The sequence below is a fragment of the Oceanobacillus sp. FSL K6-2867 genome, from assembly GCF_037963145.1.
Classification (GTDB): Bacteria; Bacillota; Bacilli; order Bacillales; family Amphibacillaceae; genus Oceanobacillus.
The window spans coordinates 1,009,030-1,032,479 of sequence record NZ_CP150144.1 but is presented as its reverse complement, the minus strand read 5'-3'; the positions used below and the strand labels follow the sequence as shown (position 1 = coordinate 1,032,479).

20 protein-coding genes are annotated in these 23,450 nt (G+C 38.4%); 11 read left to right on the top strand and 9 right to left on the bottom strand.

The window, feature by feature from the left end; translation table 11 throughout:
* Positions 1 to 100: 100 nt before the first annotated feature.
* Both pdxT and pdxS read right to left on the bottom strand, forming a co-directional pair.
* Positions 101 to 694: a pyridoxal 5'-phosphate synthase glutaminase subunit PdxT gene (gene pdxT, locus NSQ77_RS04970; RefSeq protein WP_339229225.1), complete on the bottom strand. Its 594-nt coding sequence runs from the start codon at positions 692 to 694 to the stop codon at positions 101 to 103.
* A gap of 24 nt (positions 695 to 718) precedes the next feature.
* On the bottom strand, positions 719 to 1,600 hold the full coding sequence (gene pdxS / locus NSQ77_RS04965) for a pyridoxal 5'-phosphate synthase lyase subunit PdxS (protein WP_339229224.1): 882 nt from the start codon (positions 1,598 to 1,600) through the stop codon (positions 719 to 721).
* 122 nt (positions 1,601 to 1,722) lie between these two features.
* Here pdxS and NSQ77_RS04960 point away from each other — a divergent pair, with 122 nt between their 5' ends.
* The 3 genes from NSQ77_RS04960 (at position 1,723) to NSQ77_RS04950 (ending at position 4,762) form a co-directional block, all read left to right on the top strand.
* Positions 1,723 to 3,123: a PLP-dependent aminotransferase family protein gene (locus NSQ77_RS04960; RefSeq protein WP_339229222.1), complete on the top strand. Its 1,401-nt coding sequence runs from the start codon at positions 1,723 to 1,725 to the stop codon at positions 3,121 to 3,123.
* 207 nt (positions 3,124 to 3,330) lie between these two features.
* Positions 3,331 to 3,675: a hypothetical protein gene (locus tag NSQ77_RS04955; RefSeq protein ID WP_339229221.1), complete on the top strand. Its 345-nt coding sequence runs from the start codon at positions 3,331 to 3,333 to the stop codon at positions 3,673 to 3,675.
* Positions 3,676 to 3,778: 103 nt separating this feature from the next.
* On the top strand, positions 3,779 to 4,762 hold the full coding sequence (locus tag NSQ77_RS04950) for a ketoacyl-ACP synthase III (protein ID WP_339229220.1): 984 nt from the start codon (positions 3,779 to 3,781) through the stop codon (positions 4,760 to 4,762).
* A gap of 52 nt (positions 4,763 to 4,814) precedes the next feature.
* Here NSQ77_RS04950 and NSQ77_RS04945 read toward each other — a convergent pair whose 3' ends face one another.
* Genes NSQ77_RS04945 through NSQ77_RS04935 form a run of 3 tightly spaced genes read right to left on the bottom strand, consistent with a single transcriptional unit; the run spans position 4,815 to position 8,383 of the window.
* Positions 4,815 to 6,701: a fructose-specific PTS transporter subunit EIIC gene (locus tag NSQ77_RS04945; RefSeq protein WP_339229219.1), complete on the bottom strand. Its 1,887-nt coding sequence runs from the start codon at positions 6,699 to 6,701 to the stop codon at positions 4,815 to 4,817.
* Between the two features lie 24 nt (positions 6,702 to 6,725).
* Positions 6,726 to 7,637, bottom strand: a complete 912-nt coding sequence (pfkB, locus tag NSQ77_RS04940) for a 1-phosphofructokinase (protein ID WP_339229217.1) — start codon at positions 7,635 to 7,637, stop codon at positions 6,726 to 6,728.
* A complete protein-coding gene (locus NSQ77_RS04935; protein WP_339229215.1) occupies positions 7,634 to 8,383 on the bottom strand; it encodes a DeoR/GlpR family DNA-binding transcription regulator in 750 nt (249 codons plus the stop codon). The genes pfkB and NSQ77_RS04935 overlap by 4 nt, the downstream gene beginning before the upstream one ends.
* Positions 8,384 to 8,771: 388 nt before the next feature.
* Between NSQ77_RS04935 and NSQ77_RS04930 the strand changes: the two genes are divergently transcribed.
* Positions 8,772 to 9,800 carry a PTS sugar transporter subunit IIC gene (locus tag NSQ77_RS04930; protein WP_339229213.1) on the top strand — a complete coding sequence of 343 codons (1,029 nt, stop codon included), beginning with the start codon at positions 8,772 to 8,774 and terminating at the stop codon, positions 9,798 to 9,800.
* Between the two features lie 210 nt (positions 9,801 to 10,010).
* Positions 10,011 to 11,678, top strand: a complete 1,668-nt coding sequence (locus NSQ77_RS04925; protein WP_339229212.1) for a ribonuclease J — start codon at positions 10,011 to 10,013, stop codon at positions 11,676 to 11,678.
* A 207-nt stretch (positions 11,679 to 11,885) separates the two neighbouring features.
* Here the strand turns inward: NSQ77_RS04925 and NSQ77_RS04920 are convergent, their stop codons facing one another.
* Entirely contained in the window at positions 11,886 to 13,580 is a 1,695-nt protein-coding gene (locus NSQ77_RS04920) for a methyl-accepting chemotaxis protein (protein WP_339229210.1), read from the bottom strand.
* A 220-nt stretch (positions 13,581 to 13,800) separates the two neighbouring features.
* On the opposite strand from NSQ77_RS04920, the gene NSQ77_RS04915 reads away from it, so the two are divergent.
* The 3 genes from NSQ77_RS04915 to NSQ77_RS04905 all read left to right on the top strand — a co-directional run bounded on the left by NSQ77_RS04915 (position 13,801) and on the right by NSQ77_RS04905 (position 15,327).
* On the top strand, positions 13,801 to 14,079 hold the full coding sequence (locus NSQ77_RS04915; RefSeq protein ID WP_339229208.1) for a GNAT family N-acetyltransferase: 279 nt from the start codon (positions 13,801 to 13,803) through the stop codon (positions 14,077 to 14,079).
* A 4-nt stretch (positions 14,080 to 14,083) separates the two neighbouring features.
* On the top strand, positions 14,084 to 14,314 hold the full coding sequence (locus NSQ77_RS04910) for an excisionase family DNA-binding protein (RefSeq protein ID WP_339229206.1): 231 nt from the start codon (positions 14,084 to 14,086) through the stop codon (positions 14,312 to 14,314).
* A gap of 104 nt (positions 14,315 to 14,418) precedes the next feature.
* The gene (locus NSQ77_RS04905) at positions 14,419 to 15,327 is read left to right on the top strand and encodes an RluA family pseudouridine synthase (protein WP_339229204.1); all 909 of its coding nucleotides are present in this window, start codon (positions 14,419 to 14,421) and stop codon (positions 15,325 to 15,327) included.
* Between the two features lie 160 nt (positions 15,328 to 15,487).
* Here NSQ77_RS04905 and NSQ77_RS04900 read toward each other — a convergent pair whose 3' ends face one another.
* Entirely contained in the window at positions 15,488 to 16,474 is a 987-nt protein-coding gene (locus tag NSQ77_RS04900; RefSeq protein ID WP_339229203.1) for a P1 family peptidase, read from the bottom strand.
* Positions 16,475 to 16,623: 149 nt separating this feature from the next.
* On the opposite strand from NSQ77_RS04900, the gene NSQ77_RS04895 reads away from it, so the two are divergent.
* Together NSQ77_RS04895 and NSQ77_RS04890 are read left to right on the top strand one after the other, a co-directional pair.
* Positions 16,624 to 17,121, top strand: coding sequence for a redoxin domain-containing protein (locus NSQ77_RS04895; RefSeq protein WP_339229201.1), 498 nt, complete (start codon positions 16,624 to 16,626; stop codon positions 17,119 to 17,121).
* Positions 17,122 to 17,472: 351 nt separating this feature from the next.
* Positions 17,473 to 19,350 (top strand): ABC-F family ATP-binding cassette domain-containing protein, encoded by a 1,878-nt coding sequence (locus NSQ77_RS04890; RefSeq protein WP_339229199.1) that lies wholly within the window; start codon positions 17,473 to 17,475, stop codon positions 19,348 to 19,350.
* Between the two features lie 61 nt (positions 19,351 to 19,411).
* Here NSQ77_RS04890 and NSQ77_RS04885 read toward each other — a convergent pair whose 3' ends face one another.
* On the bottom strand, positions 19,412 to 21,130 hold the full coding sequence (locus NSQ77_RS04885; RefSeq protein WP_339229197.1) for a DNA-binding protein: 1,719 nt from the start codon (positions 21,128 to 21,130) through the stop codon (positions 19,412 to 19,414).
* A gap of 263 nt (positions 21,131 to 21,393) precedes the next feature.
* Here NSQ77_RS04885 and NSQ77_RS04880 point away from each other — a divergent pair, with 263 nt between their 5' ends.
* Positions 21,394 to 22,065, top strand: coding sequence for a hypothetical protein (locus NSQ77_RS04880; RefSeq protein ID WP_339229195.1), 672 nt, complete (start codon positions 21,394 to 21,396; stop codon positions 22,063 to 22,065).
* A gap of 29 nt (positions 22,066 to 22,094) precedes the next feature.
* Here NSQ77_RS04880 and NSQ77_RS04875 read toward each other — a convergent pair whose 3' ends face one another.
* Positions 22,095 to 23,438 (bottom strand): CoA-disulfide reductase, encoded by a 1,344-nt coding sequence (locus NSQ77_RS04875; protein ID WP_339229193.1) that lies wholly within the window; start codon positions 23,436 to 23,438, stop codon positions 22,095 to 22,097.
* Positions 23,439 to 23,450 lie beyond the last annotated feature (12 nt).

Genomic DNA, 23,450 nt, shown 5'->3' with positions numbered 1-23,450 from the left:
TTTTTTACGCTCTCCAGGTTAATCGATTCCTCCTGCTTTAATCACATTGTAAAGAGTCATATAAAAAGCAAGTTAGGATTAAGCCTAACTTGCTTCTTTATTAAGATATGATTAATTCCTTCACCTGATTCTCTGTTACCATTTGGACAAATAGTTCTAGAAAGCGTGTATCTCCAGTCAGTTCCGGGTGGAAGGAGCTGACAAGTAAATGCTCTTGTCTTGCAGCAACAATATGCTCGTTATATGTAGCTAAAACTTCTACATGAGCCTCTGCGTTCTCCACATACGGTGCTCGAATAAAAACTGCTGTAAATGGATCAGCTATACCTTTGACATCGAGCTTCGCTTCAAAGCTGTCACGCTGCCTGCCGAAAGCATTTCGTTTCACGCAAATGTCCATTAATCCAAGATGTGATTCCTCTGAAGCTGAAAGCTCCTTTGCAAGCAATACCATCCCTGCACAAGTACCAAAGATTGGCTTTTTGCTCTTTGCAAATTCTTTTATCGGATCAGCGAATCCATAATGGTTAATAAGTTTGCTTATTGTTGTGCTTTCTCCTCCCGGTAAAATTAATCCATCAATTTCCTGGAGTTGTTCAGGCTGCTTAACTGTTATTCCTTCTAAACCTAATGTATTAATTTGCTTGATATGTTCATCAACCGCACCTTGTAATCCTAATACACCAATTTTCATATTTTACATCCTTTCCAAACAACCTTATCTTTCTTGCATTCTCTCTTCAGCTGCAAGTGTTGCAATATCGATCCCTTTCATTGCACTTCCCAGCTCTTGAGAAAGCTTGCCGATTAAGTCATAATCATTGTAATAGGTCGTTGCTTGTACAATGGCATTGGCGAATTTTTCTGGGTTTTCTGATTTGAAGACCCCAGATCCGACGAATACGCCATCTGCTCCAAGTTCCATCATAAGAGCAGCATCAGCTGGTGTAGCAACCCCGCCGGCAGCAAAGTTAACAACTGGCAATTTTCCTGCTTCCTTAATTTGTTTTAAAATTTCATATGGTGCACCAAGAATTTTTGCTTCCGTCATGATTTCATCATCATTCATTAAAGTTACTTTGCGGACCTGTGCATTTACTTGACGCATATGACGAACCGCTTCAACAATATTTCCGGTTCCTGGTTCTCCTTTTGTACGAAGCATTGCAGCACCTTCCCCAATTCTGCGTGCAGCTTCTCCTAAATCACGGCAGCCGCAAACAAATGGTACGGTATATGCGCTTTTCAGCAGGTGAAATTCCTCATCAGCAGGCGTTAATACTTCACTTTCATCAATATAATCTACTCCCATTGCTTCTAATACACGAGCTTCTACAATATGCCCGATACGCGCTTTAGCCATAACAGGAATCGATACAGCATTCATTACTTCTTCGACAATTCGTGGATCAGCCATTCGTGCAACCCCACCAGCAGCACGGATATCGGATGGTACTCGTTCTAATGCCATAACAGCAACAGCACCTGAAGCTTCTGCGATTTTCGCTTGCTCTGCGTTAACAACATCCATAATGACGCCGCCTTTTTGCATATGCGCCATCCCTCTTTTTACCGTTTCAGTGCCTAATAATTTTTCCATTTCTCCCACTCCATCTTTTAATTGTTTTTTTAAGAATTTAGTTTATTATAAAAAGTATGTGGCTGTATTAAAAGTGTCAGTTTTTATAAAATTGATAGGGTCAGAAAAAGGAGCGTAGAAATATGGACATGTTATCTTGTCATTTAAATCGATCAAGCGATATTCCTTTATATGAACAGTTATATATATTTATCAAAACTGAAATTGTTGATGGACGCTTAGAATATGGGAGTAAACTGCCTTCGAAACGGAAGCTTTCCGAATTTCTGAAGGTTAGCCAAAATACAGTTGAAACCGCCTATGACCAATTAGTGGCGGAAGGATATGTGGATGGAATACCCAGGAAAGGATATTTTGTATTAGCGTACGCTGATTTAGAATATGTTCAGCAGGCAGAATCCTCAACAGAGCAAGGTGAAAGAGCTGAAGAAACCGTACTTTACAATTTTCATCCAAGCTGGGTGGACACGGAAAATTTTCCGTTTGCGAAGTGGAGAAAATATGCAAAAAACTCGATGGATAAACAGTATCATTCCTTGTTATTACTAGGCGATTCGCAAGGGGAATATGAATTGCGCAGAGAAATTGCTCACTATTTATATCATGCACGAGGTGTAAAGTGCTCCCCAGAGGAAATCTTTATTGGTGCAGGAAGCGAATTTTTATTGCAACAGCTCATTCTATTATTTGATCAAAAAACAGTGTATGGAGTTGAAGACCCTGGGTATCATGTAATCTCACGAATATTAAGCAACTATCCAAATGAAGTGAATCCACTTGAGGTTGATGAAGATGGAGTGGATGTAGATGCAGTAGAAAATAAGCAAATGAATGTTGTGTATGTAACGCCTTCACATCATTTTCCTTATGGATCTGTATTGTCCGTAAATCGTAGGGTTAAGCTGTTAAATTGGGCGTCAGCAGAGGAAAATCGCTATATTATTGAAGATGATTATGACAGTGAGTTTCGTTACAGTGGGAAATCAATCCCTGCGTTACAGGGAATGGACCAGGCGGGAAAGGTAATCTATTTAGGAAGCTTTTCCAAATCATTGATTCCTTCGCTTCGGATTAGCTATATGGTACTCCCTAAGCCATTATTAAGAAAATATAAAAATAAGTTGTCGTTTTATCATTGTTCGGTTTCCAGAATTGATCAGCATATATTAACCCAATTTATGAAAAATGGGGATTTCGAAAAGCATTTAAATCGCATGCGAAAAATATACCGGCGAAAATTGGAAAAAACATTGGAGATGTTAAAGCCTTACCAAGAGGAATTACAAGTTATTGGGGAACATTCCGGGCTTCATATCGTACTCGCAGTGAAAAATGGCATGGATGAAGAAGAGCTTGTCCATCGAGCAAGGAAAGCAAATCTGAAAGTATATGGATTATCCTCTTATTCGATGGAGAAGCGATATAGTGGTGACCCGAAAATAATTCTCGGTTTTGCAGGAATACCTGAAGAAAAGTTATCAAAAGCGATCGAATTGCTTTTAGGCAGCTGGGGATTTTTATAACGTTCTAGCGATGAGGAATAACCTGGTGATTCACTAATCATATAATATAGGTATAAAAGGATAGTTAATTAGAACTTCATAAATATGTTGAAAGGTGACAATATACCCTCTTTTTGCTATACTATTTCTTGTCGTCTTTTGCAGATAGTAAAATTTTCCTCATCTGTCAAATGGCCGATTAAGTTAATAAAGGTAGGAGTTTTGGAATTGGAAGAGAAATATTATGTAAGATTAAATCCGGCAAAAAAAATAATAGATTGTATGGTTAGTGGTACATTTGTACCGGAAGATGCGCAAAGCTTTGTACAGGATTATCATAAAGCTGTAAATTCGATCAACCCAGCAGAATACACGCTAGAATTTGATTGTACATCCATGCAGGTTGTTTCGACAGACATGGTTCCTCATTTAGAAGCATGCTTTGGTTTATACAAAGAATCTGGATTTCATAAGGTAATTTTCAAAGTACAGGATAATGCTGTTCTAAAAATGCAATTCAGCCGACTTGCAAGAAACACAGGATTAACAAACGTAGAAGTTACATCATTATAAATTGAATGGAATGACGAGAAGAACAAGATTTAATTAGAATCTTGTTCTTTTAAGTTGAACAGTCAAGAATCGTATTTGGAATAGAAGGGGTTTATTACATCTTATGAATATCAAAATTAAAGAAGTAGGGATTTACCACCCGAAAACATCCGTGAACAATGACTTTTACATCGATCATTTTCAAAAGCAAGGAAAAGATATCAGCCGATTTGTCCAACATATGGGAAGAAAAGATCGCTATATCAATAAAAATAAGGATGAAAATGCACTTACAATGGCAGTTGAAGCAGCTAAAACGGTACTGGGAAAAGCGGAAATGATGGGGAAAGATATTGATATGCTTGTCTTTTCTACACAAACACCAGAGTACACATTTCCGACAAATGCAATGTTTCTGCACAATGCGATTGAAGGAGATAAGCACACAATTGTGATGGACTCGAATGCAAACTGTGCAGGGATGACCGTAGCAGTTGAACAGGCGTCACGCTATATGAAAGCAAATCCAAATGTAAAAACAGCCCTCATTGTTGGATCTGATTATAACTCGCTTCTCTGCGATCCAGAAGATGAAATTACATATTCGAACTATGGCGATGCTGCAGCAGCGGTCATTTTAGAGACGACACAAGAAGATGCAGGCTTTATTGATTCGGTTTATGCAGTAGATTCGAAAAGCAGAAATAATATCGTCTATCCAGAACAGGGATTGGCGAATACGCTGCGAGGAGAGGCATCAGGAAAATATATAAAATGGATTCCTTTTGATGGAAGTGAGAGTATGAACCATGTTATGGAATCGTTTGAAACAATCTTTGAAAGAAATAATCTAACGAAAGCGGATATCGACACCTATTGCTTCTCTCAATTTTCGCTTGCAACAATAAAAGAAATCCAGGAAAGATTCAATATTGATAATAAGCAAATTGTTTATGTAGGCGATCGATTTGGTTATACAGGCACAAGCAGTCCGTTTATCGTTTTGCATGAAGGAATTAAATCTGGAAAAATTAAACGTGGAGATTATTTATTATTCTGGACTATTGGTGCAGGATACCAGATTATAACGATGCTATTTAAATATTAACTCGCAAAAAAACCGCATCCTTAAAAAAGTGGATGCGGTTTTTTATTGTAATTTATTTTTTTTGATCAAAAACTGGCTTTTTCCATAAACCAAGCACAACTGCTGACACGACCATACCAATAGCTAGAGAGAGCAGGAAGAATACAGCATTCTCTGCTAAAGGAATAACGAAAATTCCACCATGTGGTGCTGGGATAGCACTATTCCAGAATTGTGTTAAACCACCAGCGATTGCTGCACCAAGCACGGAAGAGCCTATCACCCGTAATGGATCTGCAGCAGCGAATGGGATTGCACCTTCTGTAATAAAGGAAATTCCCATCACATAATTCGTTATACCCGACTTGCGTTCATTTTCATTGAACTTGTTTTTAAAGAATGTGGAAGCAAGTGCAATGGCAAGTGGTGGAACCATTCCTCCGGCCATAACTGCTGCCATCAGGCTACCATCACCAGTATCTGTGAAAATTCCAATTGAAAAGGCGTATGCAGCTTTATTAAATGGTCCACCCATATCAATGGCCATCATTCCACCTAGTAAAGCTCCAAGAATAACCGCATTTCCTGTTCCAAGGTTTTGGAGGAAATCGACCATTACATGGTTAACACCGGCAAAAATTGGACCGAACACAAAATACATAAGAAGACCAGTGAAAAATAGACCTAAAACGGGATAGAGCAGGATTGGCTTCAGGCCGTCCAGTGCTTGTGGCAAGCCACGTAAACCTCTTTTTAATAGTATGACGATATATCCAGCTAAGAAACCAGCAACTAAACCGCCGATAAATCCAGCTTCACTTTGAAAAGCAATTAGTCCACCAACCATACCGGGCATTAATCCAGGGCGATCTGCGATACTCATTGCAATAAATCCAGCAAAGATAGGGATCAAGAAGTTGAATGCATTGTCGCCAACTTCATACAGGAAAAGGAAAATTTCACTGTCACTGCCTGAAATACTTTCAATTAGGAAGGAAATCGCTAATAGGATACCTCCACCAATAACAAATGGCAGCATATGCGATATTCCATTCATTAAGTCTTTATATACAGTGTTTAGTATGGATGATTTTTGCTTTTCTTCGTTATCGGAACTAACATCAGAATCTTTTGCTTGATAAACGGCTGCATCATGATTTACTGCTTTGGTAATGAGCTCTTCCGTTTTTTTAATACCGTCTGCTACAGGCCTTTCCAATACACGCTTGCCGTTGAAACGAGCCATTTCGACTTTCTTGCTTGCTGCTACAATAACAGCTTCTGCTCGTTCGATCTCTTCATCTGTTAATCGATTCTTCGCTCCATCCGAGCCATTTGTTTCTACGCGAATGTCGACATTCATTTCAGCTGCTTTTTTCTTTAAAGCATCTTCTGCCATATACGTATGAGCGATTCCGGTCGGGCAGGCGGTAACAGCCACAATGAATGGTTTACCCGAATCTTTATCAACAGCTGAATCAGATGTTGATTCAGCATCATGATCATCTTCCTCTGATTGATTAAAAAGTTGATGAACCTCATCTGGTGAGTTTGCTTGCTTTAGTTGCTGCACAAAGTCCGGATCGATTAATAATTTCGAAAGTGATGCAAGTGTTTGCAGGTGTGTATCATTGGCACCTTCTGGAACAGCAATCATAAAAAATAAATATGCAGGCTGACCATCTAGCGACTCATATTCAACACCTTTTGTACTCTTAGCGAAAAGCACTGCAGGTTCATTTACTGCTTTTGTTTTGGCGTGTGGCATTGCAATGCCATCACCAAGTCCTGTCGAAGATTGTGCTTCTCGATTTAATATAGCTTCTTTAAATTGCTCTGCATCCTGGACTACGCCATTTTTATGGAGGCTACGAATCATTTCGTCAATTGCTGCCTCTTTGGTTGTTTCCCGCAAGTCCATAATCATTATATCTTTTCTTAATAATTCGGTTGTTTTCAAGGTTATCATCCTTTATTAAAATTTTTACACAAGGGAAACTTCTGCTTGATCAACTAAAGCGAGGATGTCATTACGTGTCGCTAGATCATCAGAAAAGGCTGTTGCGCTGCCAGAGGCTATTCCCATTTTAAATGCTCGTCTTGCATCCTTTGTCTTGATATACTCGCCAACAAATCCGGCAATCATGGAGTCCCCTGCACCTACAGAATTTTTAAGCACACCTTTGGGGCTTATTCCTCTGTATGTTCCTTCTTTTGTAAACATAAATGCACCTTCACCAGCCATGGAAACAATTGCGTGCTGTGCTCCAAGCTCAAGCAAATTCTCGCCATATTGCAGGATTTTTTCCTTCGTGTTCATTTTAGTTCCGAATAGCTCCTCTAATTCCTCGAGATTTGGTTTTACGAGTAAAGGATTATAAGGCAATGCAGCTTTTAAGTCTCCACCGGTCGTGTCGATAATAAACGATGCATTTGATTTTGTAATGACATCAATTAATATATGGTAGTAATTATCTGGGAGAGAAGGTGGTTTACTTCCCGATAGAATAACACTGTCTTCACTGGATATATTGGCAATTTGCTTTAGGAGAGCATCCGCCTCTACAGATGAAATGACAGGTCCTTGTCCATTAATTTCAGTTTCAAGCTCTGACTTTAGCTTAATATTAATTCTTGTATCATCATGAATTCGGATAAAATCTGAGAAAATATTGTCTTTTTGTAACCAATTGGAGATAAAATCTCCGGTAAAGCCCCCCAGGAAGCCAAGGGCAGTTGAATTCACATTAAGTTCCTGTAAAATCCGGGATACATTTATCCCTTTGCCCCCTGGAAGTTTTAGGTCGCTGCTCATTTTATTCAGTTTTCCCAATTCCATCTGCTTTACATGTACAACATAGTCAATAGATGGATTTAAGGTAATTGTGTAAATCATTGCTTTGCCTCCCAAATCGTTGTTTTCCTTTTATAGGGTGAAATATCCTCATGGCAGGAATCCGTAATCAACGTCACCTCTTCGATTCCGCAAACGTTTACGAAGTGGACTTTGTCCCACTTTGAATAATCTGCAAGAACATAAGCTGCCGCTGAATGCTGGTGTGCAATTGTTTTTAATACGGCTTCTTCGGGGTCAGGTGTTGTGCAGCCAAATGTTGCATCGATTCCATTCATTCCAAGAAAGGATTTATTGAATTGGTATTTTTGGAGTTCATTTTGGCTAGTCATCCCAACAATTGCCTTTGTAGATGGTTTTACTTTGCCACCAAGTAAAATGGTATGGATTTCTTTATCTGTAAGCAGGGATGCATGTACAATTCCGTTTGTTACTACAGTAATATTCCACTGATTGATGAATTCAATCATAGCTAATGTTGTGGTGCCAGCATCTAAATAAATGACATCATTATCTTTAATAAATGAAGCAGCCAATTTAGCAATTGCAGTCTTTTCTTGATTGTTTTTGACGGATTTTTCCTGAATGGATTGTTCACTATCCAATTGATAGATGCGTTTGGCACCTCCATGGATCCGGGTTAATTCGCCAGCTTGTTCTAAATGCTGGAGATCTCTTCTTATTGTAGATTCTGAACTGTGAAGTGCGTTCATTAAATCTTGCGTTTTAACGATATTTGTCTGTTTTAATTTATTTAATATGAATGCATGACGTTCTTCGGTTAACATATCGCCCCTCCTAATCAGTATAATAACATCAAAAACGTTCAAAAACAATCACGATGATAGCGTTGTCACAAAAATAACGAATTTAAATGTAGATTATATAACGTTGCGTATTTAATGATTTTCTATTCAGAATAAAATTACTTTTGACTCTAAGTAGAAAAAATAATATGATAGTAACAATTTATTATGAGAGAAAAGAGGTTATTAAGACAACAAAAGAGAGCAAATCATTTCTATTAATTTATAGGATTTAGCTTTCGTTAAATGAAGGTTTGGACAGCTGGATTAGACAATTCACAAAGACACTAAATAAATAATAAAGCACTCTTTAAAATGTCGGAATTGTCCACCGATTCATCAACTTTATAAATACAGGGGGATATACATCATGAAACAATCAACTAAGAAATATATTATCGATCGCATGTACAAGGCTTCTGTTGGTCTAGCAAATGCCGTATTGGTAACACTAGGAATTGGCCTATTAGTTGAAGCTTTTGGAACCATTACTGGTTGGGGAGGCTTTACAACAATTGGTACAGCTGCCCAGTTAATGCTTGCACCGGCTATCGGAGCTGGAATTGCATATCAGTTAGGCGGAAATACGTTAGTGATCTTTAGTGCAATGGCAAGCAGTACAGTTGGCGCAAACGCCCTGCAGCTTACCGCTGATGGTAGTTGGATACTGACAACTGGGCAGCCGGTAAGTGCTGTTTTGGCAGCAGTTATTGCAACTTGGGTTGGTAGAAGAGTAACTGGAAAGACGAAGCTTGATATGCTAGCTATTCCGTTTAGTGCAATTATGATTGGAGGCGTGTCAGGTGTATTCCTTGCATGGATTACGACACCTGTTCTTGTATGGCTAAGTGAAAAGATTGCTGCATCGGTAGGAGGCTCCCCGTTGATGGGTTCGATGGTCATTGCATTAATATGGAGTATTTTTCTTATGTCGCCGGCTTCTTCTGCTGCTATCGCAATTGCACTTCAACTTGACCCCGTTTCTAGTGCGGCTGCTTTAATTGGCTGTACTGCGCAATTTGCAGGTTTTACGGCAATGTCCTTTAAACAAAATGAACTTGGAGCAAACATTGCACAGTCATTCCTAACACCAAAGGTACAAGTTCCGAATATCGTGAAAAACCCGCGTTTAGTAATTGGACCATTTCTATCATCAATCATATGTGCACCAATCGCTATTATTTTATTTGATTTCCAGGTTCCATATCAGCTTGCTGGGCTTGGGCTAAATTCGTTTATCGCTCCATTAAATATTATAGCGAATCAAGGACTGGGCACTTTGATGATGTATCTTGTAGTTGGTGTATTGCTGCCAATCGTTATCTCTCTTTCCGCCTATCACGGTTTAAAAATGATTGGTTGGGCAAAAACTGGCGACTTACGAATGGAAGTACAATAATATAGGAGAAAGTCTGTTTTAGTTCTAAATAGCTATTAAGTATGATGAAAGAGTGATAGGTTTCGCAATGGGCGAAGCTATCACTCTTTTCATTACAGATAGGAGTATAAACTTTCGGATAACAAGGTATTTTTATCTCGCCAGGGTATTTCACTGATAAAAAGAAACTCCCGCGGGCATACTAAATTAAATGAAAGCGGGAGGGTTACTATGCCAACAAAGGATAATATCGTATCAATCTTTGCCCTTGGTGGCTTAAATGAGATTGGGAAAAATATGTATGCTATCGAATGTGGGAACGATATCGTGATTATCGACTGTGGAAACAAGTTTCCTGATGAGAGTTTATTAGGAATTGATTTAATAATCCCTGATATTTCTTATCTCGTTGAAAACATAGAAAGAGTGCGTGCTATAATTGTCACCCATGGCCATGAGGATCATATTGGGGGGATCCCTTTCTTCTTAAAAAAATTGAATGTACCGGTGTATGCGACACGGTTTACACTAGGTCTCATCGAACTCAAGTTAAAAGAAAATCGATCTTTGCGAGAAAGCGAACTTATTGAGATCAACTCAGAGTCAAACATCGAAATTGGTGAAATGAGTATTAGCTTTTTTAAAGTAAACCATAGTATTCCGGATTGTTTAGGAATTGTATTCAGCACTCCAGAAGGGACGATTGTACATACGGGTGATTTTAAGTTTGACTTGACCCCAGCTAATAATGAGCGACCAGATATTCACAAAATGGCTGAAATTGGCAACAAAGGGGTAATGCTGCTATTATCCGAAAGTACCAATGCAGAACGTCCAGGTTATACTCCATCAGAACAAATGGTAGGCGAAAATTTGGAAGCAATTTTTAGAAAAGCAGAACGAAAAATTATTGTATCTACTTTCGCTTCCAATGTTAGCCGTATCCAGCAGGTAGTAAATGCTGCCGAGAAATGTGAGCGAAAACTAGTCTTACTTGGTCGTTCTATGGTGAATGTGGTAAAGATAGCAATGGAACGAGGCTACTTATTCATCTCTAAAGACATGTTAATCGAAGCACGTGATATCAATGAATTACCTCCTGAAAGGCTGACAATTTTATGCACTGGCAGCCAAGGAGAGCCAATGGCTGCCCTTAGCCGGCTATCTACTGGAAATTTTAGAGATGCCGAGATATTATCGGAGGATACGGTTATCCTTGCAGCTGGTCCAATACCTGGGAATGAAAGAAATGTAACGCGTATTGTAGACAACTTATACAAACTTGGAGCTCATGTCATTTATGGGTCAGGAAGCAGTTCAGGCATGCATGTTTCAGGGCATGGTTATCAAGAAGACTTAAGGCTTATGCTTACCCTCATGAAGCCAAAATATTTTATACCGATCCATGGTGAATATCGAATGCTGCATCATCACCGAATGCTCGCAGAATCTGTAGGTGTAGATAAAGAAAATACATTTATCTTAAAAAATGGTGATGTTGTAGATATTGAAAATACTATTGCCCGTTGTACTAGAAGCTTAGCGAGTGGGAATACTTATGTTGACGGAGTCGATGTAGGGGATATGGAATTTGTATTACGTGACCGCAAGAAAATTTCAGAGGATGGAATGCTCATGATTGTTATTCCGATGAATAAACAAGAAGAAAAGGTCATAGCAGAACCCGAAATTATTTCTCGTGGTTTTGTCGATCATAATTTCCCTGAACTTCGAAAGAACATGAATCAAATAACGCTAGAAACAATCCATGATCTGCATGAAGCAAATAGATATTCATGGAATATCATGAAAAAACAGTTAAAAAGGGCCATAGCAAAATATATTAAAGAACATACGAGAAAGGAGCCGATGATTGTCCCGATATTGTTGGAGATTTGAATAGGAGCAGGTGGCAAATCAATGGGTGAAGAAGTAAAATCCACCCAGCATTAAATTTGTAAAAAAGTATAAGCACACCATTCTCTATGATTTTTAAAGTTAATTTTGCAAAAAACAGCCAAGAACCCATGTGAAAACTGGGTTCTTGGCATAGATGGATTGACTTAGAGTGTAGTGTAATAATGAACCTTCTCCATTTTTTGTTCATTAAGTAGGTTGGTCTATTTCAAATTGAGTTGTAACATGTGCTAGCGATTTAGACAATCCGGAAATTGTTAGTCCCACTTCGTGTGTGCGCTGCATTTGTTCGTATTGCTGTTCACTTTTAACGCGCATTTCTTCAGCACTTGCTAAGGTCTCTTGAGAAACAGAAGCAAATTCATCCGCCGCGTATTCTAAAGCAGGAATTTCATTTTTCAAGCTTTTTAGCTCTGCGTTCATATCCTGGAGTTTATTTCCAACTTCTGCTATTTCCTTCATAAGATTATCCAATGAAAACTTTGCATCGCTTGCTGCCGTAATATTTAAACCTATTTTCTTTAACATTTGCTCAAATTCATCTGTAGCATTGGACGTGATATTCTCCATATTGCTAATGGATTGAGTAATTTTTGCAGCTGTGGAGGAAGATTGTTCTGCAAGCTTCCCAACTTCATTGGCGACAACGGAAAAGCCTCTGCCAGATTCACCAGCACGAGCGGCTTCAATAGCAGCATTAAGTGCTAATAGCTTTGTTTGTTCTGCAATCCCTTGAATAAGTCCTACTAAATTTGAAATAGACATGGAGTAGTCATTTACTTGCTTAATTGTTTTTGTTAAATGCTCAAAGTCATTTTCAAAGGCTTGTGTACTATTAATCAATCGTGATATATGCTTTTCCCCAGTAATTGCTGTATTTCCCATACGTTCGGAATTACTGAATACCATATCCATATTTGCAATGATATCTTCTGTTTTATTTTTCATCGTAATAAAGCTTGCAACACTGCTCTCTGAACTATTTGCAGTTTGCTCTGCACCCAATTTAACAACATTAATCGACTCTGTTAAATCATGGCTGAATTGCAGTGCATCATCAGAAGAATGCTCCAAGGTCTTTCCTGTATGGGATAATTCAACGGCTGTTTTCTTTAACTCGTTAAACATGGTCGTCATTTGGTGAATCATGGAATCATAGCTTCTATGTAAAGATACAAATTCTGGTATTGTTGTTTTCAACGTTACCGAATGCTGAAGGTTTCCGTTACGGACTTCTTTCATTGTGTCCCGAAGTACAGAAAGTGGTTTGGTTAATGTACGAACGAACAGGATAATTAAAATGGTAGAAAGAATAATACTTGTAGCGGTAATGATAATGGATACAACCCCCATACTGTTAACAGGTCCCATAAATGATTTTGTTGGGACAAGCAATACATAGGTACCGTTAATTTCATCCATTTGCTGGTATGTTACCGTGTACTCCTCGCCATCAATGACACGCTTAAGCTGCCCTTCCTGTGATTCCGTAATAGTTTGAATTAAAGAATCGGGTATGTCAGGTAATGAATCTGTACTGACTGGAAAAGGGGTTACACTATTATCAGCAATATAAAAGAAATCCGATTTCATTCCATCAGCTTCTAATTGGCTCTGTTGTGTACGAATATTTGAGTTCAATTGCTGCATAAAATAATTCTCATCACTCACATAGAGAAAGTGGAGGTTTGCTGCTATGTAACCAATTAATTGAGCTTCGCGGACTAATCGATCCTCAATCGTATTTATTGTCATCTGCTTCGCTTGCATGTATGAGGTCACATTTACTGCAGTGACGGATATAAAGATTAGGGACAGAAACAATATACTTAGTCTAGCATGTAAATTTGTTTTAGTGAGTAATAGATCGTAAAGCCGTTTCACAAAATTGATGCCTCCTTAATTTTAACAAATATGAATAGGTCTTTTGTACTGCAGCTATTTTAGTATAGCAATACATTGTTAATTTATTGTAAAGTGAATGTAAAGGATTTTTTTCTTTTCTCCATCAAGGGATTTAATAGGATAATATTATTTCCATCACAATCGTTTGACAAATAAGGTATAATAGAAGTTGGTAGACGTAAATTTGAGGAGGATAAAAATGACTACTATTAATAAAGGCGAAAATAAATTTTATGTAGGGGATAATATAAAAGAACCACTTGCAGAAATTACGTTTATACAAATCGGAGACACAAAAATTGTAATTGATCATACATATGTATCAGATGAATTACGTGGTCAAGGTATTGCTGGAGAATTAGTAGAGCAGGTCGTTTTATTTGCCCGTGAAAAAAATAGAAAGATAACACCATTATGTCCCTATGCAAAAAATAAGATCGAAAAAACTCCAGAATTTCGTGATGTGCTAGGCGTGTGAATTTATGTACATCACAATTGAAGAAACTGCGGAGTATATATCGATGAATGCCGCGAGCGTCACAGCGCTGGTCATGCAAGGACGTATACGTGCAATTCATGATGGAGAGCAGTATTTGATTAATAAAGAACAGTTTACAACATATTTTGAGCAAGTAGAAAAATACAAAAAAATGATTCAAGATTATTTAAATGAACCAATACCAGAGGATATTGATGTGAAAGATGAAGATTAAAATTAAAAAAAGACAATTTTTAACTAGTGTTAAGTATATGCTAGACTTATTAAAATAAGGGTAGCATATACTTAACACTTTTTTATATAGAGGAGTTTTATCATATGGCTAATAAGTATCATTCAAAAAACAAACAGCAATCTAAGTCAATTCAATTTAACGTGGAAGAAGAAAGTGAGTTATTGATCTTTTTAATACAAGCTATGGCAAATCGCAGTCGCAATTCTGTTAAATCGATACTTGCTCGTGGTCAAGTAACAGTTGATGATCATATTGAAACAAAGTACAATTATAAGCTTCACCCTGGACAAAAGGTTACAGTACTGAAAAATAAGGCAGCTATTAAACAGAATGTATTAATAGGTATGTCTATTCTGTATGAAGATGAGGACGTTATTGTTATCAATAAGGAAGCAGGACTGCTTGCGATTGCAACAGAAAAAGAAAAAAAACAGACAGCTTATTATCAGTTGATGGAATATGTAAGACAGGAAGATCCAGATAATCGAATATTTGTTGTGCACCGTTTAGATAAAGATACATCCGGTGTGATGCTGTTTGCTAAGCATAAAGAAGTGAAGCAAACCTTACAAAATAATTGGAAAGAAGTGGTCAAGGAACGTACGTATGTTGCGTTAGTTGAAGGGAAAGTAACGAAGCAGGACGGGTATATTTCATCATGGCTTAAGGAAAGCAAGGCACATAGAGTCTATTCCAGTTCGATTAAAAATGATGGGCAGCTTGCGATAACACGTTATAAAGTAATGCAATCCAATGAGGATTTTTCTCTGCTTGAGATCAAATTAGAGACAGGGCGCAAAAATCAAATACGTGTCCATATGGAGGACCTAGGACACCCAATTGTTGGCGATAAAAAATATGGATCTAAACAGAATGTGATTGGAAGGTTAGGACTTCATGCGAAGGTATTATCTTTTCAGCATCCAGTAACTGGAAAATTACTCCTGTTCCAAGCAGATGTGCCAAAATCATTTTTGAAGAAGTCGAAGTAAAAGCACAAAAGTGGAAGCGACATATGGATAAGGAAAATCTCGCTACGGTTTTAGTGCTTTGTGGATATGACTGTTAAGGTAGCTAAGTTACTGATGTGTTCAAATTTTATAGTGTGTTAAGCAATGTAAAAGGAGGAGAGCAAACTGCACTCCTCCAATTCTACAATGGTGCTTTTTTGAGTTTCCTGCCTCTTCTCCCCACAGTGGTTTCCGCGTGTTTTAGAGATCTTATAATTGCTTCTTCTGTTGCCTCGATAACTCCTTGGAAAAGCTGTCCCATTACTGGATGGTCATCGCGAATAAAGGACATTGATTCAGTAGTATGATTTGAGTTGTGTTCATATGTTGCTGCCGTGGAAAAAGCAATGGCGATATCGCCGCTTCCATGGTCAATGGTGCTGCCAGTTCGGCCAAGTCCAATTGCTGAACGGCTGGCTAGACGCTTTAATTGTCGATCATAAAGTGGTGCATCTGTGGCAATTATAATCATAATGGAGCCGTCAGGAGTATCCAGATTGGCTTTATTCCAATTTGCAAACAGTGCTTGCTCCCGCTTGCCGAAATTACTTAATACTAGACAACCGATGGTGTAATGGACATCATCTGCTGAAATGATACGAGAAGCGGTACCGATTCCGCCTTTATATTCAAAGCATGCCATGCCTTTACCAGCGCCAACAGCACCTTCTTGTACAGGTTCTGTGCTCGCCTTTTTAATGGCTTCGATGGCATGTTCGGCTTTTACTGCTTGCAGCCGAATGGAATTCAAGTAACCATCATTACATTCGCCGACAACAAGGTTAATTGTCCCGGTGCTTACACCAATATCTTCGTTTTGCTCAAGCATATATTGCAAGGTTCCTTGCATGACGGCACCAACACTGAGGGTATTGGTTAGCATGATGGGTGATTCCAGTAAACCAAGCTCATCAAGTTGCGTGAGGCCAGTTGTTTTTCCGAAACCATTAATCACTGCATTTGCAGCATGTGTTTTTTTCTGAAATAAATTGCCTGAATGCGGGAGAATAGCTGTCACTCCAGTGCATATCGTATCCTGATCATTAATTTTTTCGTAAAGTGTTACATGTCCGACTTTAACACCTTCTACGTCTGTAATACAATTTGATTTTCCTTTTTGCAGCTCCATGTGTTCTCCCCTTCCCTAAAATAACACGTTTCGTATTCATTACTATAAATGTATTATATATCAAATCAATGAAAATTATCGATAAGTATGCATGTAAAATAGCTAACAGAGGAAAGCTAAGTTGACTATTTATAGGTGGTGGTAAAAAGATGAAAAGAATCATTTCGGCACTGCTGTCTATTGGGGTTTTTTTTTCAATTGCAGGGTTGGCTGCAGCCGATAATGTTGGGACAGAATCTGGTCAGAAGGCACCTGACTTTAAATTGATGACAAATGATGGTGAGATGGTTCAACTATCTGACTTTAAAGGAAAACGTGTACTGCTTAATTTCTGGGCGACCTGGTGTCCTCCATGCCGTGAGGAAATGCCTGATATCGACCGGTTTTATAAGGACAAAGATGTCATAGTACTTGCTGTTAATATAACAAATATGGAAATGAATCAAAAGACAGTCGATGAATTCATTGCGACATATGGACTAACATTTCCGATTCTAATGGATGAGGAAGGACAGGTATCGCAGTTATACAGAATAAGCCCAATCCCTACAACCTATCTGATTGATTCGGGCGGAATTATCAGGCAACGTATATATGGAGCTATGGATTATGAACAGATGGTTACTGAATATGAAAAAATGGAATGAGGAAATTGGTGTAAAACCCAATTTCCTTTCCTATTTTATTTAGATTAAATGGAAAATTAAGCGCCAGTACGCTAAACTATTATATAGGCTAGTAAAGAAATTCGGGGGAGATTATTATTAAACTATTACTTGGACAGCTCGTGATGATTGGCGCCATCTGGATAGGGATGGCCACCTTCTTTTCGGAAATGAATGAAGGGGCAAAGCTTATTTTTTATTTAGTCACATCATGGCTTTTATTTTTAATCGTTATTATTGTGAAAGCATGGATAAAGCAGTTGATACGGAAAAGAAAATAACATGTAACATAACGCGAGTTATAATTGAAAAAAGCGTGAGGAAGGTTAAATAATGCTTATTATAGAAAATTTACATAAATCTTATGGTGATAAAGTTCTTTTTGATGACATCAGCTGTACAATTGCTGATAATGAGCGAATTGGATTGATTGGTGTCAATGGAACAGGAAAATCAAGCTTTTTGAAAGTGATTGCTGGGATAGAATCTCCGGAAAAAGGGAATTTGAAACATGCAAAAGATTACAGGATTGAGTACTTAGCGCAGGATCCAATCCTTGATCCAAATTTGACCGTGATAGAGCAGATATATTATGGTGGGTCTTCTATTATGAAGCTGATGCGTGCATATGAAGCAGCATTAATGAAGCTGCAGAAAGATGCGGATAATAACAGCTATCAACAGGAATTGCTAAGGATGCAGCAGAAAATGGATGAAGCAGAAGCATGGGAAGCGAACACGGCAGCTAAAACAATATTAACGAAGCTTGGAATAACGGATTTTGGCAAAAAAGTAACCGAGCTTTCGGGTGGACAACAAAAGCGTGTTGCTATTGCAAAGGCACTTATTCAGCCGGCTGACTTATTAATACTTGATGAGCCAACTAACCATTTGGATAATGAAACGGTAGAATGGCTTGAAAAGTATTTGCAATCCTATAAAGGCTCCTTGCTCCTTGTAACGCATGATCGATATTTCCTAAATCGGGTAACAAATCGGATTTATGAGCTGGATAAAGGGAATTTGTATATATACGAAGGAAACTATGAAATGTTTCTGGGGAAAAAAGCGGAGCGAGAAGCACTTGAAATAAGCAATGAGCAGAAGCATCAGAATACATTGCGACGCGAATTAGAATGGCTAAAACGGGGAGCGAAGGCAAGGTCAACGAAACAAAAGGCACGAACCGAAAGGGTCGAAGAAATGAAAAAGGAAACGTTTGATACGAAAAAGGATCATTTAGCGTTTCAAGTAGGTTCTTCGAGATTAGGTAAAAAGGTAATCGAGCTGAAATCTATTGGGAAGGCCTATGATGGTAAAACACTTTTGCGTGATTTCAGCTATCTCGTAGTGCCAGGGGAGCGTCTCGGTATTATCGGTGCAAATGGTTCTGGAAAGTCTACATTGCTCAATATAATGGCAAATCGAGTCGAGCCGGATGAAGGTGAAATTGAAATAGGCGAGACCGTTAAAATTGGCTACTATACGCAGGGGGATGAGGAACTGGATGGAAACCAAAGAATGATTGATTACATTAAAGAGATTGCAGAAGTCATTCATACAAAGGACGGCCAAATAATAACAGCTGAGCAAATGCTGGAACGCTTCTTATTTTCCCGGGCAGAGCAGTACAATTACATTCGGAAATTATCTGGTGGGGAAAAACGCAGACTTTATTTATTGAAAGTGCTTATGACAGAGCCGAATGTACTCTTTTTAGACGAGCCGACAAATGATTTAGATACACAGACACTTAGTGTTTTGGAAGAATACTTAGATCATTTTCCTGGTGTCGTCATTACCGTATCCCATGATCGCTATTTTTTGGATCGTGTTACCGAACGACTGCTTGTCTTTACAGGGCAGGGAAGGACAGAACTTTTTCAAGGGAATTACAGTGCCTATTTAGAACAACGTCAATTGGAGACAAGCACACCGCATAAGGCTGAAAAAACAATTGAAAAACCGAAAAAGCAAAAGAAAAAGCTTTCCTATAATGATCAACGGGAATGGGAGCAAATTGAAGATCAGATCATGGAGCTGGAAGAAAAGGCAGAAGCATTGCAGCAAGCTATTATTGATGCCGGAAGTGATTCGGAACAGGTACAGAAGCTGTATGGAGAGCAGCAAGAAACAGAAGCAGCACTGGAAAAGAAACTGGAACGCTGGGAAGAGCTTTCCATGTTAATTGAAGAAATGGAGAATCAATAAGTTCAAGAAATATATGAAAAAAACAGGGTGTACCCGGAAAAAGCCGGGTCACCCTGTTTGTCTATTGCAGGCCATCGATTTCAATAGCTTCGACGATGGCAGTACCGTTATCCAATTTATTTGCTTTTAACTCTACAAGATCACCTTGCTGTAAAAAGACTGCCAAAGGAGCCTTGGTCGAGCTCATTGTGTAAATAGTTTTGTCATCCGTTAATAAAAATTGAATCAATTGTCCAGTTGATTGGGTAGTAATCACAACACGTTCAATTTCCCCGCTGACGCTTTCAAGCCCGGCAGATTCACCGGTGGATTCTACATTACTAGGGTCTTGTGCAAGCGCAATCCGATAAGCATCCAGAGTCTGTTTTGCAGTATCCCCAAAAACAACAAAATCGGAATCTGCAGCTTTAATATAGGCATATTGTTTAAACAAACCATTCGGGTCCAGTACATTGACTACCCAAGTTGGGTTTCCGTCGATATTATATAAAATCGGCATGGAACCTTTCCAGTTTTTCTCTGGGAATTCTTTATCAACAATTTCTCTAGCACCTTTACTATCCATAATTCCGTTATTTTTCGCGCCATTATAATACACTAATTCACCTGTGCGAGCATTGATCAATGTGTAGCCTAAAGCAGAATCAATATTCTCCTTAGGAGAGGACATATCTGTAAAATAATGCATGTTTCCTTGTTCATCAAAAATTGGTGTTACATTACTTTCCGTACCAGATTCATTTGGTATTTTTACATCTCGTTTTCCAAAAATAGAGTTCAGCCAGCCGTGAACATATTTCCCGAAGTAATCATTTTGGTCGGAAGCCATTTCGGAACTGATGGAACCATCAATAAAATCAGGTGCATCTGTTGTCGTGTATAGCGATACATCACTCGTTACCGGGTCAACCACTGCGACATGCAGCTCGGACATGTTTGGTTTATTTGTGAATTTGATTGGTTTATATAATGTTTGAACATACCATGGCTTTCCTGCTTCATCTACCTCGATTTGGGCATTGCCGCTTTGAATGTAATTTGGGTATGCTCCATAAATGGTTCGCTGGATATTATGCTGGAAGTAACTCGAATTCGTATATTTCATTTTACTTTCGATAAATTTCGGCTGGGCATTGATATCTGTCGCAGATATGGTAAAATAACCTTCTGTTTCTTTACCGCGGAAATAACGCCAGAAACCGCTAAATTCAACTGGGGCAATGAACACGATATCGTCGTTTACCATCTGTACTTGTAATTTGCCTAAATCATAAAACTGTGTGTTTGGAACAACGCTCATTGCTTTTTGTACCTTGTTGCGTGCAGATTCTGGTGATACAACAATTGGTGTTGCATCTTTATCGAGTGGTTTTGCTTCTTCCATTTCTTCTTTCTTAATGGACTCATAGCTATTATCCAAAACAGAAATGCCAAGGATAAAAAATGCCGGAACTGCAATAACTGCTAATACAATAATTCCAGATGATACCACATCAATTGGGCGACTTGCTTTTGAAAATGGTTTGCTCATTGTCAATCCATATAAACCGAGTGTTCCAATGAAAGCGACAATCAGGTTTGCAATTGTCATATTTGGAATGGTAATGGCAGGCATGAAAATATAGACAATGATTGCTGTAATAATGAAAAGGCTGATAAAAGTAATCCCAGCAGCTTTTGCTGTCCTTTTCTGCTGCTTTTGATTTTTAATCATAAAGTAAACAGCAATTATGATATAAAGAATGAAAGTAAGAACCGTAGTTGTTAATATTCCTGTCATAAATACATCTCCTATGTTAGTTTCTAATTGGTTATACGAATTAGGGAGAAGATTTGTTTCATAAAAAATAAGAATAAAATCAAACAGTCAAAATAGATGTTTAAAAATGGACTGCATAAGGGAAAATAATCACAAGCTATGTTATCTATGTTAGTGAAAATAAGCTGGGTAAAAATCATCATGTGAAATACATAGAATGAAGATTCACTTTATGATAGAAACTAGTTATAATGAAAATAATGTTTTAATTAGGAGGGAACGGAATGAAGCTTTATCAAGTAAGAAAAGGCCAGTTTGTGTTTTATCAAAACGAGCTCCATAAAGTGTATTCAGTAAAGCCGATGTTTAAACAATCTGTACACTTGTATCGATTAAAGGATATGAAACAGATTTTAACAAAGGCAAGTGAGATTGATTACTATAGACCGAAGCATAATGATACATTTATCTTTTATGGCAAACGTTACACAATCGATCAATATGCGAAGCCAGAGCCAGGCGATTATATTTTAATCGTTAAACCTGCACCAGACTTTTTAGATCATTATTCATTGAATGAAATAGAAAAAGTGGAAAGTGTTGAGAACGGAAATGTGAATACAACACGTGATAATGGTGTGAAGCATCATGAATATGTTGTCATGGTTCCTGGCCGCCAGGATGCAAGTCAAGAAATCGCATATTATGATAAAAACCTTGTGCCTGAAGAACAGCAGCTGAAAGATGAGTCGATAAGCTATCTTGCTGAAAATGATGAAACATTAAAGCCTGCTGTTGGAGATATTTATATTGATACCCGCAATAATACGAAAGCAATGATTGTTGCGATGACAGAGGATGAGGTCATCTTCGGTCACGGTTTGCGTGTCCATGTTGCAGAGTTATTGGATGAAGCGAGCTTCGAACTTATATACCAATTTGAAGACAATATTTAAAAGAGTAAATCCCGGCTGTCAGCCGGGATTTACTCTTTAAGCATATCGATTGCTTTATAGCCAATAATATTGATTGGATCCTTTGAGCTGGAATAAGGTGGTGCATATCCGAGCTCAAGCTCTGGAAGATCACGTACAGTTAAATTTCCTTTGATGGCAGTAGCCAAAACAGCCATCCGTTTATCAACACCATCATACCCTACAACATTGGCCCCATAGATAAGACCTGTTTCTGGATGGAAGAAAAGTTTTAACCAAATTTCCTTTGAACCTGGATAGTAGCTGGCATGAGAAATGGATGCAAGGACTGCACTCTCAAATTGTTTTCCTTCCTGGTGCAAGCTCTGTCGGTTATGCCCAGTTGCAGCGACTGTTAAATCAAATACCTTCATAATGGAAGAACCTGTATTGCCGCGATTTGGAATATGCTTTCCATCCAAATGCGCAGCAATAATAGCCGCCTGACGATGCGCGAGCCAAGCGAGTGCGATATGCCTTGGAGACCCGGTTAATAAGTCTTTTGTTTCAACGACATCTCCTAATGCATAAATATCAGGATCTGTTGTCTGCATATATTCATTTACAGAAATGGCACCAGTACTTCCTAATTCAAGTGCCGCGTTGATGGCTAAATCGGTATTCGGTTTTATCCCGATAGCGAGAATCGTCATATCAGCTTCCAGTTGTTTCCCACTATTTAAAAATAATGCCTTACCATCATTTTTAAAGCTCTTTAAGCCGTCATTTAAAATGAGCTCAATTCCTTTATCCTGTAAATGTTCTTCAACTATTGCTGCCATATCATCATCAACGATTTTGCTTACTTGTGAGGAACGATCGATGATGGTGCAATTTAATCCTAGAGCATGCAGGTTTTCAACCATTTCTAAGCCAATAAATCCTCCGCCAACTACAGCAGCTGTTTTTGGTGTGTGTTGTTGGATGAATGTATGGATAGCATCCATATCCTCAATCGTTTTCACAGTAAAGGTTCGATTATTCCGAATTCCCTCTAAGTCCGGAACAACTGCAGAGGCACCAGGAGAAAGAATTAGTTTATCATAGGTCTCCTCCTGCACTTTGCCATCTCTCCGATATTTTATATTTTTACCAGAGCGCGATATCGAAATGACTTCCGTATTCGTATGAACTGAAACATCGTATTTTTTCATAAATTTTACAGGAGGATACAGAAGATCCTCTCTGTGTTGAACCACATCGCCAAGATAATAAGGGATACCGCAGTTTGCGAAAGAAATGTATCCACCTTTATCAAAGATGATGATTTCGGAATCTTTATCGTTTCTGCGGATTTGGGCGGCGACGGTAGCTCCGCCGCCAACACCGCCGACAATCACAATTTTAGGTGGCATGTATGTCACTCC